The 12,566-nt window shown below is 71.8% G+C and carries 11 protein-coding genes and 1 riboswitch; all 11 genes read right to left on the bottom strand.

What is annotated here, in order from left to right:
• Window positions 1-17: 17 nt before the first annotated feature.
• The 11 genes from ACH34W_RS29160 to ACH34W_RS29110 are packed head-to-tail and all read right to left on the bottom strand — an operon-like array spanning window position 18 to window position 12,325.
• Window positions 18-923, bottom strand: coding sequence for a sirohydrochlorin chelatase (locus tag ACH34W_RS29160; RefSeq protein ID WP_395964305.1), 906 nt, complete (start codon window positions 921-923; stop codon window positions 18-20).
• Window positions 920-1,528 (bottom strand): precorrin-8X methylmutase, encoded by a 609-nt coding sequence (locus ACH34W_RS29155; RefSeq protein ID WP_395964304.1) that lies wholly within the window; start codon window positions 1,526-1,528, stop codon window positions 920-922. Before ACH34W_RS29155 ends, ACH34W_RS29160 begins: the two co-directional genes overlap by 4 nt.
• Window positions 1,513-1,749 carry a 4Fe-4S binding protein gene (locus ACH34W_RS29150; protein ID WP_395964303.1) on the bottom strand — a complete coding sequence of 79 codons (237 nt, stop codon included), beginning with the start codon at window positions 1,747-1,749 and terminating at the stop codon, window positions 1,513-1,515. Before ACH34W_RS29150 ends, ACH34W_RS29155 begins: the two co-directional genes overlap by 16 nt.
• A 26-nt stretch (window positions 1,750-1,775) precedes the next feature.
• Window positions 1,776-3,533 (bottom strand): precorrin-3B C(17)-methyltransferase, encoded by a 1,758-nt coding sequence (gene cobJ / locus ACH34W_RS29145; protein WP_395964302.1) that lies wholly within the window; start codon window positions 3,531-3,533, stop codon window positions 1,776-1,778.
• Window positions 3,530-4,813, bottom strand: coding sequence for a precorrin-6y C5,15-methyltransferase (decarboxylating) subunit CbiE (cbiE, locus tag ACH34W_RS29140; RefSeq protein WP_395964301.1), 1,284 nt, complete (start codon window positions 4,811-4,813; stop codon window positions 3,530-3,532). The genes cobJ and cbiE overlap by 4 nt, the downstream gene beginning before the upstream one ends.
• Before the next feature lies 1 nt (window position 4,814).
• On the bottom strand, window positions 4,815-6,164 hold the full coding sequence (locus tag ACH34W_RS29135; RefSeq protein ID WP_395964300.1) for a cobalt-precorrin-5B (C(1))-methyltransferase: 1,350 nt from the start codon (window positions 6,162-6,164) through the stop codon (window positions 4,815-4,817).
• 28 nt (window positions 6,165-6,192) lie between these two features.
• Window positions 6,193-6,999, bottom strand: a complete 807-nt coding sequence (gene cobM / locus ACH34W_RS29130; protein ID WP_395964299.1) for a precorrin-4 C(11)-methyltransferase — start codon at window positions 6,997-6,999, stop codon at window positions 6,193-6,195.
• Window positions 6,996-8,285 (bottom strand): precorrin-2 C(20)-methyltransferase, encoded by a 1,290-nt coding sequence (gene cobI, locus ACH34W_RS29125; RefSeq protein WP_395964298.1) that lies wholly within the window; start codon window positions 8,283-8,285, stop codon window positions 6,996-6,998. The genes cobM and cobI overlap by 4 nt, the downstream gene beginning before the upstream one ends.
• Window positions 8,282-9,646, bottom strand: a complete 1,365-nt coding sequence (locus ACH34W_RS29120) for a cobyrinate a,c-diamide synthase (RefSeq protein WP_395964297.1) — start codon at window positions 9,644-9,646, stop codon at window positions 8,282-8,284. Before ACH34W_RS29120 ends, cobI begins: the two co-directional genes overlap by 4 nt.
• Complete coding sequence (cobO, locus tag ACH34W_RS29115; RefSeq protein WP_395964296.1) at window positions 9,643-10,245, bottom strand: cob(I)yrinic acid a,c-diamide adenosyltransferase; 603 nt, start codon at window positions 10,243-10,245, stop codon at window positions 9,643-9,645. Before cobO ends, ACH34W_RS29120 begins: the two co-directional genes overlap by 4 nt.
• 1 nt (window position 10,246) lies before the next feature.
• Window positions 10,247-12,325: a putative cobaltochelatase gene (locus ACH34W_RS29110; RefSeq protein ID WP_395964295.1), complete on the bottom strand. Its 2,079-nt coding sequence runs from the start codon at window positions 12,323-12,325 to the stop codon at window positions 10,247-10,249.
• Window positions 12,326-12,404: 79 nt separating this feature from the next.
• Window positions 12,405-12,551, bottom strand: a riboswitch (cobalamin riboswitch).
• Between the last annotated feature and the right edge of the window lie 15 nt (window positions 12,552-12,566).

Below are 12,566 nucleotides of genomic sequence, written 5' to 3'. Positions count from 1 at the left end.
AAGGGGGTTCTGGCAGCTCAGTGTGGATGAGCATGTCCGTGGCCGTGCCCGGCCGGATCATCCGGGTGGTGGTGCGGGAGTTGCGGGGCCCCCACGCGGTCCTCGAATCCTGGCATCGCGATCCGGTAGACGCATGTGTCGCAATTCATCCGGATGTCACCCAGGAGAGCCTCCTCGTACCGTTCGACCACCAGCCCGGCCAGCCCGTCGCAGTCGCCGATCACCTCGGCGCAGCGCACGTCCAGCTCACGATGGTCGCCCGCATAGGCGCGCGCCTCCGTCACCACCCGATCCGGCAGAATGCCCGAGAACAGGAAGTACGGCAGCACCACGATCCGCCGCGCGCCCAAGCGCCGGAGCCGGTCCAGGCCCTCTTCGACGCTCGGCCTGGCCAGCGAGATGAACGCCGGCTCCACAGCGGTCAGCCCAAGCCCTTGATCAGGCCCGGACGCCCCGCGCCCTTCCCAGAACAGCCGCGCCACCTTGTGGACCTCGGCGTTCGCGTCGGGATCCGTCGATCCCCGTCCCACCAGCAGGACCGCCGTCTCCCCCGGTTCGGCCCCGAGAGCCGCTCTGAGCCGTTCTTCCAGCAATCCGAGGAGGGTCGGATGAGGTCCCAGGGGCCTGCCATAGGTGTACGAGAGACCCGCGTGCCGCACGAGCTCGCGGGACATCGCACCCGGAATGTCACCTTTGCCGTGCCCGGCCGCGACCAGCACCAGCGGCACGGCGGCGACCCGCCGGTGGCCGGCCGCGTAGAGCTCCGCCACCGCCTCGGTCAGCGGCGGCGGCGACAGTTCGATGAAGCCTCCCGCCACCTGGACGGGCATCCGGGCGCCCAGCCGCGCCACGAACCTGCCGAACTCCGCGACGCCCGGCTCGTCCCGGGTGCCGTGCCCGACCACCAGCAAGGGCGGCTTCAACGTTGATCTCCCTCGTGGTAGAGCAGCGCGTTGCAGGCGGCCGCGGCGACCGCCGACCCGCCCTTCTCGGAGTAGTTGCTGAGCTGCGGCAGCCCGCTGGCGCGCAGCGCCTCCTTGGACTCAGCGGCGTCCACGAAGCCGACCGGCAGCCCGATGACCAGCGCCGGCCGCACCTTCTGCTGGATCAGCTCGAACAGCGCCGTCGGGGCGCAGCCCACCACCCAGACCGCGCCCGGCCCCACCTCCGAGTACGACAGCCGGACCGCCGCCGCCGAACGGGTGATCCCCGCAGCCCGGGCCATCCGCGCCGCCGCCGGGTCGCTCACATGGCAGAGCGTCTCGCGGGCGGTGATCCCGGCCGCGACCATCTCGACGTCGGTGACGATCGGGGCACCCTGTATCAGCGCCGTCCAGCCCTGCCGGAGGGCCTCCTCAGTGGTCACCAGGTCCACCGCGTACTCCAGGTCGGCGCTGGAGTGGATCACGCGCTCGGCCACCGCGCGCCACAGCGGCGGCATCGGCGACAGGTCCACGCGCGACCGGAGGATCTCGTACGACCGCACCTCGATCGGGTGTGGCTGGCGAACGGTCACTTGATCGCGCATGAACTCTCCTCGATCACGCATGGACTCTCCTCGATCGTGCCCGGCTTCTCCTCGATGGCCTTCTCCTCAATGGCATCGACGGGGCACACCTCGATGCACTCCCCACAGCCGGTGCACAGCTCATCGAGGACGAGCAATGGCCGCCCGTGCGGTCGGATCGCGTGTTCGGGGCAGGTCAGCAGGCACGCGCCGCACCCCTGGCACCGGTCGGTGACGATCACATTAAGGTCGGTACGGACCTTGGAGACTATGCCCACCGGTACCCCCGTGGAGTGACAAAGCGCCCAGCCACCGCACGGCTGACACTCGACCCGACCAGGACCACGGTGAACATGTCCACCTGCGCCGGGTCCACCTCCGCGAGCGTGCTCAGCGTCGCCGTCTCGTCCGGGCGGGAGGCGTTCCGCACGAGGCCCACGGGCGTCTCGGGGGGCCGGTGCTCGGCCAGGATGCTCAACGCCTTGGGCAGCTGCCAGTCCCGGGCCTTGCTGCGCGGGTTGTAGAAGCACACCGTGAAATCGCCCTCGGCGGCCGACCGTACACGGCGTTCGATGATCTCCCAGGGGGTGTGCAGGTCGGAGAGGGAGATGTAGGCGTGGTCGTGGCCGAGAGGCGCGCCCAGCAGGTTCGAGGCTGCGATCGCCGCCGTGATCCCCGGCACGCCTTCGACCTCGATGTCGTACGAAGCGAACTCGAGCGCAGGACTCGCCATCGCGTAGACACCGGCATCGCCCGACCCGATCAGCGCGACCGCGTTCCCGCGCCCGGCCTCCTCGACGGCCGTACGAGCGCGCTCCTCCTCCTGGCCCAGCCCGCTCTCCAGGACCCGCGTCCCCGGGCGCAGCAGGTCGCGCACCTGATCCACGTACTGATCAAGCCCGACCACGACCGCCGCCCGCCGCAGCGCCTCGACCGCCCGTGGTGTGACCAGGTCGCGTGCGCCGGGCCCCAGTCCGACGATGCTCAGCCGTCCCTTCGGGGCGAGCCGCGCGACCGCGACCGTCGCGTTCGCCGACTTGCGCTTCTCAGCCACGAGTTCGCCACTCCGCCCGTACGAGCGGGCGGCATGCAGCGCGGACGCCTCGGCGACGCTCGGCGTCCCCACCTCCGCGCGCACCACATCGGAGGGGTTGGGCACCTCGACCTCTGCGAGCACGTCCGCCGGAAACGTGATCACCTCCCAGCCGCGCTCGCGTGCCGCCGCCAGGATCCCCTCCTCGTCCGCCTTGAGATCCACCGTCGCCAGGCACCGCACCGACTCCGGCGCGAGCCCGGCCTCGCCCAACGCCACGTCGATCAGCCTCGAGACCTCCTCCGCCGACACGCCGCGCGCCGACCCCACCCCGACGACCAGCGACGGCGGCCGGTAAACCAGCCGACTCCCAAACCAGCCTTCATGGCACATACACGTGAGCTCAGCCGCGTCCGACACGAGGATCCCTGCCGAGAACTCTCCATCCGAGAACTCTCCGTCCGAGGACCCCGCGTCCGGCCGTACGTTCGGCGGCAGCGCGGGCAGCGGCCAGCCCTCCGCGCCTTCGATCAGCACCGGCTCGCCCGACAACACCGCCGCGCCGACGTGCGCGAGCATCTCGCGGTTGTGGACGGTAAAGCCCAGCTCGGCGCCGTACGAGTCGAGCGGCGTGATGTTGCTCTGGTCGCTCGCGGTCGTCACGACGGGCTCGCACCCGAGCACGCCCGTGAGCCGCCGCGCCAGCAGGTTCGCGCCGTGATGACCGCCGAGGACCGCCACCGCGTACTGCATGCTCTCGTCCACGCACACCACGGCCGGATCTGCGGTCTTGTGCTCCAGCAGCGGCGCCAGCACCCGGACGGTCGCCCCCACCGCGAGGAAGCTCACGATCGCGTCGCAGCTCGCCCACGCCTCGCGCAGGCCGTCGCCCACCTTGCCCTCGGTGAACAGCCGCACCTCGTCCGGCCACACGTCAGCCAGCGTCGCCGCCGCCGTCCGGCCGCTCGCAGTCGCCGCGACAACCCCGATCACTTGGCGCCCCCCACGTTCTCGCCGGGCAGCGGAGCGATCTCCGCTCGCCGCTCGTTCGGCTCCTCCGGTGCCACTGGGAGCGGCGGCTCCTCCCGCATGCCCCACACCAGGTAGACCGGGTTCGTGGCCGCGAACCGGTGGACGTCGCCCGGCATCGGTGAGAGCCGGCTCGCCTGCAGGTGGACGGCGTCGACGATGAGTCCCTCGGCGCGCAGGGCGTCCAGCGTCGGGCGCACCCGTTCCACCGCGATCAACGTGACCACCACGGAGCGCAACGCCCGCGCGGCACACGCCCGGACGACCTCCGGGCCGCCGCCGCCCACGAAGACGGCGTCCGGGTCGGGCAGGTGGTCCAGGGCGCCGGGTGCCTCGCCGCGTGAAACGGCGACCTTGACCCCGTACGCGCGCACGTTGGCACGGATGAGCTTGCACAACGCCTCGTCCCGTTCGAGCGCGACGACGGCGGCTCCGAAGCGGGCGCATTCGATGGCCACGGAACCGCTGCCCGCGCCCACGTCCCACACCATGTCACCGACCCGTGGCCCCAGCTTCGCCAGCGCGAACGCGCGAACCTCCGGCTTGGTGATGAGCGACTCGCGGTGCTTGAACGCCTCCTCAGTGAGCCCCCAGCCCGCCGGACCAGCAGGCGTGCCCGCGATCCAGCCGCGCTCGCCGACGGCGCGCCGGGAGTCCAGCACGAGCACCACGTTCGGGTCTCGCCAGGGCCGTGTCGTTGCCTCTGCTGGGCGAACGTGCACCACCCGCTCGTTCGGCCCGCCCAGGTCCTCACACACGACGAAGGAACGCGGCGTCTGCGGGAAGAGCTCCCGGGCCAGCTCGGCCGGTCCCGCCCCCGGCGCGGTCAGCACCGCGACCTTCGGGAACGCCCGGCAGGCGTTCACGGCTCGTCGCAGCTCACGTCCGTGCGCGGACACCACCACCGCGTCGTCCCATGGCAGCCCGGCGCGCGCGAAGGCCTGCGCCACGGACGACACCGCCGGGATCACTTTCGGCGTGTGACCGCGCTCGCGCAGCGCCCGTACGATCCCGAAGAACCCTGGATCACCGCTCGCCAGGACCACGACATCGCCGCCGCCCTCCATGGCATCGATCTCGTCCAGCGCGGCCGTCACGTTCCCCATCACGATGGCACGGGCGCCCGGCGGCACCGCGACGGCTTCCAGATGCCGCGCTCCGCCCACGACCAGCACCGCCTGCGCCAGGCGTTCGCCCGCCTCACCCGCGAGGGGCGTCCCGTCGTACCCGACCACCGTGATCATGTCAGCGCGCCATCCGGCCGTACATGCCGACCATGCGCTCACCGGTGAAGTCGACGAGCACGACCTGCGCGGCCACCTCACCGCCCGCCTCCTCGACCGCGAAGCGCTCCAGCACGCCCGCGACGCGGCGGCAGAGCTCCCGGCCGCAGGGACCGAGGATCCCAGCGGCCTCCCACAGCTCGTACGCGTGGCGTGCGGTGTTGGCCTGGGCCACTTCGGCGGCCAGCTCCGCGGAGCCGCCCATGTCGGTGGTGATCACGCCGAGCAGTTCGGTGTTCACCTTGGAACGCGTGTAGTGCGTCATCAGCACACCCGCGGCCAGCTTGGTCAGCTTGCCCGCCATGCCGACGAAGACCACCTGCTTGACGCCGTGCTCGACCGCGCGGCGCAGCGCCGCACCGGTGAAGTCACCGACCTCGACGAAGCACACGTCGGGAAGCTTGGGCAACATCTTCATGGCGCCCTTCTCGGTACGGCCACCGGTGCAGAGCACAAGGGTCGTCTCGCCCTGCGCCGCCATGACAGACACGGCCTGCTCCACACTGGCACGCCAGGACGCCGTCGAGAACGGGCGCACGATGCCGGTGGTTCCGAGGATCGAGATGCCGCCCAGGATGCCCAGCCGCTTGTTGGTGGTCTTGCGCGCCATGATCTCGCCATCGGGCACCGAGATGACGACCCGGAGGCCCCGCCCGGATGCCGGGTCGGTGACGTCCGCGGCCTCCGGCGTCTCGTCGAGCGGCGCCTCGAAGACGGCCTCGGCGACCGCATGCGTGATCATCTTGCGCGGTACCGGGTTGATGGCCGGGCCGCCGAGCTCCAGGCCGAGCCCCGGCCTGGTGACCACGCCGACGCCCTCACCGCCGTCGAGCTCCAGCCCGGGCCCGTCCCGCCACGACACGTCGGCCGTGATGTGCGCGCCGTGCGTGACGTCGGGGTCGTCGCCCGCGTCCTTGACGACCACCGCCCGCGCACGGTCGTGTGCGTTGTCGACGACCGTCTCCTCGACCTTGAACGTCACACGGTTGCCCGAGGGCAGCGCGATCTCCACGTATCCCGGCAGGTCCTCACCGCGCAGTAGCAGCGTGGCCGCCTTGGCCGCCGCCGACGCGCAGGAGCCGGTCGTCCAGCCAGTGCGCAGGGCCTTCTGCCGCACCTTCATCGTGCGCGGCAGATCAGGCTCCCGCAGCGGTGTCTCTTCAGCAGCCGGCGGTGTCTCTTCGGTAATCGCCGGTGTCTCTTCGGTAATCGGCGGTGTCTCTTCGGTAATCGGCGGTGTCTCTTCGGTAATCGGCGGTGTCTCTTCGGTAATCGGCGGTGTCTCTTCGGTAATCTCGGGGTCTTCGGTCATCTGGGTGCCTCACTTCCTCGTCGCGTCCTCAAGAAGAGCGACGAGCTTCGCGGAGGCGGCGCCGGGCTGCGGGCTCGGCACGCCGGAAACCGTGGAAGTGACCCGGATGATAGAGATGCGACCGCGTGCCGCCGGCGGCCAGAGCCGGGCCCACCAAGACGAGCGTGTGCTTCCACAGCTTGTGGGTCTTCACGGTCTCCGCCAGCTCACTGAGGGCGCACCGCACGATCAGCTCGTCCGGCCAAGTGCACTGGTACGCGACGACGCACGGGGTGTCTTCGGGATAGCCGCCTTCGAGGAGTTCCTCCTGGAGCTGGCCCGAACGAGCCGCCGACAGGAAGAGCGCCATCGTCGTGCCGTGCCGGGCGAACTCGCGGACCTCCTCGCCCGGCGGCATGGGCGTCTTGCCGCCGCCCAGCCGGGTGAGGATGACCGACTGCGCCACCTCGGGGATCGTCAGCTCGCGTTCGACCGCCGCCGCGACCGCGCTGAAGCTGGAGACGCCCGGCACGACCTCCACGTCCAAGCCCATGTCGCGGCACCGGTCGAGTTGCTCCTGCAACGCGCCCCACAACGCTGGATCACCCGAGTGGATCCGGGCGATGGTCAGGCCCTCGGCGACCGCGCGCTCGTAGTACGGCAGCACGCCCTCCATTGGGAGCTGCGCCGAGTCAACGATCTCCGCGTCCGCGCGGGCGTGCTGGAGCACGTCGGGATGGACCAGGCTGGCCGCCCAGATCACCACGTCGGCGTCGGCGATCGCCTTCGCCGCCCGGAACGTCAGCAGGTCGGCGGCACCCGGCCCGGCCCCCACGAACAACACACGACCCGTCACAGCTTGCCTCCTCGCGTGGTGCGGCGACCCGGCACGATCAGTGTCGACAGGTAGGGCACGGCACCGGTGATCTCCCGGGCCGGCCGCACGTCCTCACCCGCCAGGCCGAGCCGTGCCCCGTAGACCGCCTCCTCGAGCCGTCCCGCGTCCTTGAGCACCTCGACGACCTCTGCCGCCACCGAGCCGACCTTGTACGCGACGACCGTGTCGCCGGTCTCCAGCGCCGCCCGGAAGCCTGACACTCCAGCCGTCAGCGGCACCAGCGCGAGCGACTCGGCGCCCTCGGTGAGGACGGTGCCGGAACGCGCGGCGAGATCCTGCATGGCGGTGATCCCGGGCACGGTCTCCACGGCCACGTCGGCACGACGCTCCCGAACGCTCTGCGCGAGGTAGGTGAACGTCGAGTAGACGTTCGGGTCGCCGATCGTGGCGAAGGCAACCGTGTGAGCACCTTCCTCGAACGCCCGCACGACCCGTTCGGCAGCACCGTCCCAGGCAGCGGCTCGTTTGCCGGTCACGCCGCCCCGGTCGTTCAGCGCGAAGACGACGCGTTCGGCCTTGCCCGTGTACGCGCGCACGACCGACTCGGCGCGGCCCTCCTCGTCCAGCGCCATCACGGGCACCAGCACGACGTCGGCCTCGCGCAGGATCCGGACGGCCTTCGCGGTCACCAGTTCGGGGTCGCCCGGCCCGACACCGATCCCGACCAGTCTCGGCGGACCGGCTTCAGAACGGTCGAGATCGGCGGCGAGGAGACTGAAGACGAACTGGTCGCGGTTGACGCCCTCCTCGCGTTCACCGCCACGCGCGACGCCTTCGCAGACGTAGCCGGCCTTCTCCGCGACACGAACCGACTCGATGGTCGCGGCGCGGAGCTCGATGCGGTGCAGGCCGCAGTCGCGCAACGCCCATCTGGAGATCAACCGCAGCGCTTCGGTCGCATAGCCCCGGCGTCGCGCTCGCGGCCGTGTGCCGTAGCCGACCTCGCAGGTGAGCTGCGTCCAGTCCACCCGGTAGAGCCCGATGGTGCCGACGAAGGCGCCGCTCTCCCGGTCGAGCACCGCGAGATGGATCGCCGCGCCGGACCGCTGCGGCTGGTGGACGCCGGTGTTCAGCCACCAGGCCAGGCGCTCGGCGTCGAGCCTGCGCGGGAAGTTGTCCGGCAGGAAGTCCTCGCCGGCCCGGATGATCTCGATGAGCGCGGCGGCGTCGTCGATCGAGAACGGCCGCAGCTCGACCCGTTCACCGCGCAGCAACACGGGGCCGCAGAAGGTGCTCTCGCTCATCGGCAGGCCTCCACGAATCGCTGCGCGAAGCCGGGCGACCCGGCCCAATGCAGATGCAGGTACGAGGCGACACAGTGGCCCTGGACGAAACCCGCCGGGCCGTCGATGGACCATTGCCAGGCGGCGGTCGTGCCGTGCGCCGGATCCGTGACGGTCCGGTGGAACTCGTGCCCGTGCACACGTTCTCCCGCACGGGCCACGACGGAGTCGGACACGGCCACGGCCGCGCGATAACCGAGCGTCAGCCGTTCGGCCATGGTCGCGGTCACGCTGGCCAGCACCCCGCACATCGGCTTGCCGTCAAGCTCGCGAGCCAGATAGAGGAGGCCCGCGCACTCGGCGTAGACCGGACCGCCGAACGCGGCGACCTCCTTGCGGAGCGGCTCGTTGGCCGATAGCTCCGCCGCGTACACCTCGGGGAAGCCGCCGCCGATCACGATGCCCGCCGTCCCCTCAGGCAGCCGTTCGTCGCGCAACGGATCGAAACGGACGACCTCAGCTCCGGCCGCCGCGAGCAACTCCTCGTTCTCGGCGTATCCGAATGTGAACGCCGAGCCGCCCGCCACCGCCACCCGCACTCGCGGCGCTTGCGGCGCTCCCGCTGGCAGATCAGGGGCCCAGGGCTCGGCGCACAACGCCGGGGCGCTGCGGGCCAACGCGAGGACCGCGTCCAGGTCACAGGACTCGGCGATGAGCGCTCCCAGGCGTTCGACCGTGGCCACGGCTTCGGCGCTGCGTTCGGCGACCGGGACGAGCCCGAGATGCCGGGACGGCTTGGCGATGTCGTCGTGCCGCCGGAGCGCGCCCAGCACGGGGATCCCCAGTTCCTCGACGGCCTCGCGGCACAGGCGTTCGTGACCGTCCGACCCGATCCGGTTGAGGATCACGCCCCCGAGCCGCACCCCCTCGCCGTACGAGCGGAAGCCGTGCACGGTGGCCGCCACCGAACGTCCCGCAGCCGCGGCGTCCACGACGAGGATCACCGGCGCGTCGAGCAGCGTCGCCACATGCGCGGTGGAGGCGAAGTCCCCGGCGCCCGAAGCCAGAGGGACCGGAGCCCCGTCGTACATGCCCATGACGCCCTCGATCACGGCCACGTCGGAGCCGTCGGCGCCATGCCGGAAGAGCGGCGCAACGAGATCCTCTGACGTCAGCCAAGGGTCGAGGTTGCGGCCGGGGCGACCTGTGGCCAGCGCGTGATAGCCAGGGTCGATGTAGTCCGGCCCTACCTTGTGCGGCGAGACCCTCAGGCCGCGCGCCGCGAAGGCCGCCATCAGCCCGGTCGCCACGGTCGTCTTGCCGCTCCCCGAGGCGGGCGCGGCGACGACGACACGGGGAACAGCGACACCGGGAACGGTCACCACTCGATGCCCTTCTGGCCCTTCTGGCCGCGGTCCATGGGGTGCTTCACCTTGCCCATCTCCGTCACCAGGTCGGCGAACTCCACCAGCCGCGGATCCGCGTCCCGTCCGGTGATGACGACGTGCTGCGCGCCCGGACGGTCCCGCAGCGTCGCGATGACGTCCTCGACGTCCACCCAGCCCCATTTCATCGGGTACGTGAACTCGTCCAGCACGTAGAAACGGTACGTCTCGGCCGCCAGATCACGCTTGATCTGTTCCCAGCCCTCGCGGGCGTCCGCCTCGTGATCCTCCTCCGAGCCCGGCCGCTGGATCCACGACCAGCCCTCGCCCATCTTGTTCCAGCTCACCGGGCCGCCCTCGCCGGTCTCACCCAGAACGCGCAGCGCCCGCTCCTCGCCGATACGCCACTTGGCGGACTTGACGAACTGGAACACCCCGATGGGCCATCCCTGGTTCCAGGCACGCAGCGCCAGCCCGAACGCGGCGGTCGACTTCCCCTTGCCGGGACCGGTGTGCACGACCACCAGCGGCCGGTTACGGCGCTCGCGGGTTGTCAGCCCGTCCTCCGGCACGTACTCCGGCTTGCCCTGCGGCATCTCACGCAGTCCTTTCCTTGCCCGCCCGCCATCCCCCATCAACCGACGCCGCCCCTCGTGCCGACCGGACGACACCGGCGAGCGAGTCCGCGGCGAGCTCGTCCAGCCGGACTGACTCGGCACCGAGATGACCCGCCAGCCTCTGCGCCAACCCGAGCCGTACCGGCCCCGACTCGCAGTCGACGACGACCGATGCCATGTCGGTCCGCATGCCCGCCAGCAGCCCCGCAACCGCCGCCGGGTCGGGCCCGTGGGTGGCGCGGCCGTCGGTCACGACCACGAGCAGCGGGCGGCGCGCCGGATCGCGCAGCCGCTCGACGCGCAGCACCTCCGCGGCGCGCAGGAGCCCGGCCGCCAAGGGGGTACGGCCGCCGGTCGCGAGCCGCTCCAGCCGCCGCGCGCCGGCCTCGACCGAGGACGTCGGCGGCAGCGCCAGCTCGGCGTCCGTCCCCCGGAACGTGATCAGCCCGACCTTGTCGCGCCGCTGGTAGGCGTCCAGCAACAGGCTCAGCACCGCGCCCTTGACCGCGCGCATCCGCTGCCGCGCCGCCATCGAGCCGCTCGCGTCCACGACGAAGAGCACCAGGTTGCCCTCGCGCCCCTCCCGTACCGCCTCACGCAGGTCGCCGGCGGTGACGACCAGCCCGGGGCCGCTGCGGCCACGCGCGTGCTGGTGCGGCGCGGCGGCGCGCAGGGTCGCGGCGAGGTGCAGGCCGCGCGATCCGGGCTGCGCGCCTGAGACGCGGCCGTACGGGCTCCGTGCCTTGGAACGGCGGCCGGGCGCACCCATGCCTGTCCCGGGAACGGTGAAGAGCCGGGGCTTGTACGCGGCGTCGGCGGGAGCGGGCTCACTCGGGGCCGCAGACGGTGCCGGTGCCTCTGACGGTGCCGGTGACTCCGACGGCGACGGTGCCGGAGCCTGTCCGTTCGGCTGCTGTTGCTCGTGCTCGCTTCCGGACGCCTGCGGCGGGACGGGACCGTCGCCGTCCTGAGGAGGAGGCCCATCGCCGGGCCCTCCTGGATCGTCATCCGGGGGCTCCGGCTCGCCGTGCTCGCCGTGCTCTTCGAGGACATCGTCGAGCTTCTGCCTGTCCAGGCCGGGGGCGTCGAACGGGTCGCGGCGGCGCCGATGCGGCAGGGCGAGACGCGCGGCCGTCCGTACGTCCTCGGAGGTGACCTCTGTCCGGTCGTGCCAGGCGGCCAGCGCGATCGCGGCGCGGGCGGTCACGAGGTCGGCGCGCAGGCCGTCCACCTCGAACGCGGCGCACACGGCGGTGATCTGACGGAGGGCGGCGTCGGTCAGCTCGACCCCCGCGAGCCTGCTCTGCGCGGCAGCGATCCGTCCGGCCAGCGCGGCCTCGGCCTCGGCCCAGCCCGCAGCGAAGCCCGCCGGGTCGTCCTCGAACCGCAACCGGCGCCGGACGACCTCGGCACGCTCATCGGGATCACGCGTGGCCGCCACCTCGACCGTCAGCCCGAACCGGTCGAGCAGTTGCGGCCGCAGCTCGCCCTCCTCCGGGTTCATGGTGCCGACGAGGAGGAACCGCGCCGCGTGCCGTACGGAGACGCCCTCGCGTTCGACGTACGACTCGCCCATCGCGGCGGCGTCGAGGAGCAGGTCGACGAGATGGTCGTGCAGCAGGTTGACCTCGTCGACGTAGAGCACGCCGCGATGCGCCGCTGCGAGGAGGCCGGGTTCGAAGGCCTTCACGCCCTCGGTCAGCGCCCGTTCGATGTCGAGGGAGCCGGTGAGCCGGTCCTCCGACGCGCCGACCGGCAGCTCCACCAGCCGCGCGGGCCTGCGCTCCGCCGGGTCGCCGGCGTGCGGGCCGTCGGGGCACTCCGGATCGGGATCGCCCGGGTCACAGGAGAAGCGGCAGCCCGGCACGACGCCGACCGGCGGCAGCAGCCCGGCCAGAGCGCGCACGATCGTGGACTTCGCGGTGCCCTTCTCGCCGCGCACCAGCACGCCGCCCACACCGGGCGACACCGCGTTGACGAGAAGGGCCAGTTTGAGATCGTCCATGCCGACGACGGCGGAGAACGGGTACCGGGCGCCGGCGTTCCCGCGGCGGCTCATCGGCACATCAGACAGAGCGGCATGCCACATCGTCCTTCCCTCGGGTGTCCACGCCCGTGGCGGTCTCATCCGACGGTCGGAGTCTCCTGGCTCCCGGATCAACATTCCCCCTCAGCCTTCCAGCGTTGCCGCCGTGGCGCGCGGAGAGGGAACTCCCCTGGTCACAGTTGCGGGACAGCCCCGGAATTGGCGCCGATCGAGTCGGCCCAGCCGCACCGGGTTCCTCCGCGTCCGTCGCAGG

The sequence above is a fragment of the Actinomadura sp. 6N118 genome (assembly GCF_044326415.1).
In the GTDB taxonomy this organism is placed as follows: domain Bacteria; phylum Actinomycetota; class Actinomycetes; order Streptosporangiales; family Streptosporangiaceae; genus Spirillospora.
The sequence above is the reverse complement of the archived record's forward strand: the minus strand, read 5'-3'. Positions and strand labels throughout refer to the sequence as shown.

Coding starts and splice junctions, on each gene's coding strand:
- ACH34W_RS29110 (WP_395964295.1), bottom strand. CDS start 12,325: ATGAGCCGCCGCGGGAACGCCGGCGCCCGGTACCCGTTCTCCGCCGTC.
- cobO (WP_395964296.1), bottom strand. CDS start 10,245: ATGCCGCAGGGCAAGCCGGAGTACGTGCCGGAGGACGGGCTGACAACC.
- ACH34W_RS29155 (WP_395964304.1), bottom strand. CDS start 1,528: ATGCGCGATCAAGTGACCGTTCGCCAGCCACACCCGATCGAGGTGCGG.
- cbiE (WP_395964301.1), bottom strand. CDS start 4,813: ATGATCACGGTGGTCGGGTACGACGGGACGCCCCTCGCGGGTGAGGCG.
- ACH34W_RS29135 (WP_395964300.1), bottom strand. CDS start 6,164: ATGACCGAAGACCCCGAGATTACCGAAGAGACACCGCCGATTACCGAA.
- cobI (WP_395964298.1), bottom strand. CDS start 8,285: ATGAGCGAGAGCACCTTCTGCGGCCCCGTGTTGCTGCGCGGTGAACGG.